The sequence below is a fragment of the Mesorhizobium sp. M7A.F.Ca.US.006.04.2.1 genome (genome assembly GCF_004022915.1).
In the GTDB taxonomy this organism is placed as follows: Bacteria; Pseudomonadota; Alphaproteobacteria; order Rhizobiales; family Rhizobiaceae; genus Mesorhizobium; species Mesorhizobium ciceri.
On sequence record NZ_RZQA01001080.1, the window covers coordinates 1 to 1,802 of the forward strand.

The following is a 1,802-nucleotide window of genomic DNA, read 5'->3' on the forward strand; positions in this document are numbered from 1 at the left end:
GCCCAATACTGGAACAACACGTGGACGCAACCAGGACCGCGCGAAGGTCGCTGGGGGGCAGGATCACGAAGTGAAATACGAGGCGGGTAAGACCGGAGCGAGCAAGGCCGACGTGAAGTCAGCCGTGAAATCGGTCGGGAACAGGCGCAAGAAGGTCGAGGATAAGCTAGGTAAGAACTGAACCACGGGGTCCGGCTAGATGCTCCGGGTTGCCACGTTCAATGTAAACGGCGTCAATGGTCGTCTGCCGGTCCTCATCGCGTGGCTAAAGGCCACGCGCTATGACGTCGTCTGCCTTCAAGAACTCAAAACCTCGGACGAGAAATTTCCGGCCGAGGCGATCGGCGATGCTGGCTATGGCGCGATCTGGCACGGCCAGAAATCCTACAACGGCGTCGCTATCCTGGCTCGCGGAGCTGACCCGATCGAGCGCCGACGCGGGCTTCCTGGCGACCCTGACGATAGCCATAGCCGCTATATCGAGGCGGAGATCAGCGGGCTCGTCGTCGGCTGTCTCTACCTGCCAAACGGAAATCCCGCCCCTGGTCCCAAGTTTGACTACAAGCTGCGCTGGTTCGACCGCCTGATTAGCTACGGCCAGGATCTGCTCAAAGCGGGAGCGCCGACCGTGCTGTGCGGCGACTACAATGTCGTTCCAACTCCGATTGATGCCGTGGTGCCGCGACGATGGATCGGCGATGCGGTTTACTTTCCCGAGAGTCGCCAAGCCTATGCCGCGATGCTCGAGGACGGCTGGATCGACGCGGTCAGGCGCATCCATCCGGAAAAGGGGGTCTATACGTATTGGAACCACTCCTATGGGGGCGGCTACGACAAGAGTTCTGGCCTGCGGATGGACCATCTGCTGGTCAGTCCCTCGTTGTCGCCCAAGCTTCGCGATGCCGGGGTGGATGTTGAGACGCGAGGGTGGGAGAAACCGAGCGATCATGCGCCGGCCTGGATCGCGCTTGAATAACCCGAGTTTGAGCGGCTGCAGTGGTTCCAGATTTCGCGCTTTGTCCGAAATTTGTAGCATTCTTCGGACGAAGCTCGCTTGCCATCGTCCGAAACTTGTCGCATATTTCGGACATGACAGCGGTCGAACACGACACCGATATTCGCTCTCGCGTGCTCGCGCGCATCCAGTCCAAGCCCGAGGAGGTCTGGACACCCGGCGACTTTGCCGATCTCGGCACCCGTTCCGCGGTGGACAAGACCCTGCAGCGACTGGCAGCGGCTCAAGAGCTTCGCCGGATTGACCGCGGTCTCTATGACCGCCCGCGGACCAATACTCTGACCGGCCGCGCCACCGTGCCGGACTATCGCGCCGTGATCCGGGCGGTGACACGCCGCGACAACGCGCGCACCGTCATCGATGGCATGACGGCCGCCAACGATCTTGGGCTTACGACGGCCGTACCCGCGCGGATCGAGGTACTGGTCGATGCGAGATTGAAGCCGATCAAACTCGGCAGCCAGGAAATCTATTTCAAGTATGCGGCGCCGAGCCGCCTTTATTGGGCGGATCGACCGGGAATGCGGGTCGTCCAAGCCCTGCATTGGATGCAGGATATGCTGACCCAAGACAGCGAGCGCAAGCGGATCGAGACTGCTTTGCGCCGCCTGCTTTCCGACCCCAAGCACGGCCAGGCGATCCGCGAGGATCTGCGCGCCGGTCTTTCAGCCGTCCCGATCTGGATGCAGGAGTTCCTCCGCCAACTCCTCAACACAACAGCTGGGCCGGAGGGCAAGCCATGACGACCGCCGCCTACCGTCAGATTATTGCCGCACCGCCGCGTGAT

3 protein-coding genes are annotated in these 1,802 nt (G+C 61.5%); all 3 read left to right on the top strand.

The window, feature by feature from the left end; translation table 11 throughout:
- The coding region (locus EN925_RS34460; RefSeq protein ID WP_128337301.1) for a DUF3606 domain-containing protein at positions 1-181 on the top strand (181 nt) is incomplete at its 5' end.
- Between the two features lie 18 nt (positions 182-199).
- Positions 200-976, top strand: a complete 777-nt coding sequence (gene xth, locus EN925_RS34465; RefSeq protein ID WP_064992509.1) for an exodeoxyribonuclease III — start codon at positions 200-202, stop codon at positions 974-976.
- 113 nt (positions 977-1,089) lie between these two features.
- Positions 1,090-1,758 (top strand): DUF6088 family protein, encoded by a 669-nt coding sequence (locus EN925_RS34470; RefSeq protein WP_064992982.1) that lies wholly within the window; start codon positions 1,090-1,092, stop codon positions 1,756-1,758.
- Positions 1,759-1,802: the final 44 nt, after the last annotated feature.

Excerpts from the sequence above, each read along its gene's own strand:
- EN925_RS34470 (WP_064992982.1), top strand. The coding sequence starts at position 1,090 with ATGACAGCGGTCGAACACGACACCGATATTCGCTCTCGCGTGCTCGCG.
- xth (WP_064992509.1), top strand. The coding sequence starts at position 200 with ATGCTCCGGGTTGCCACGTTCAATGTAAACGGCGTCAATGGTCGTCTG.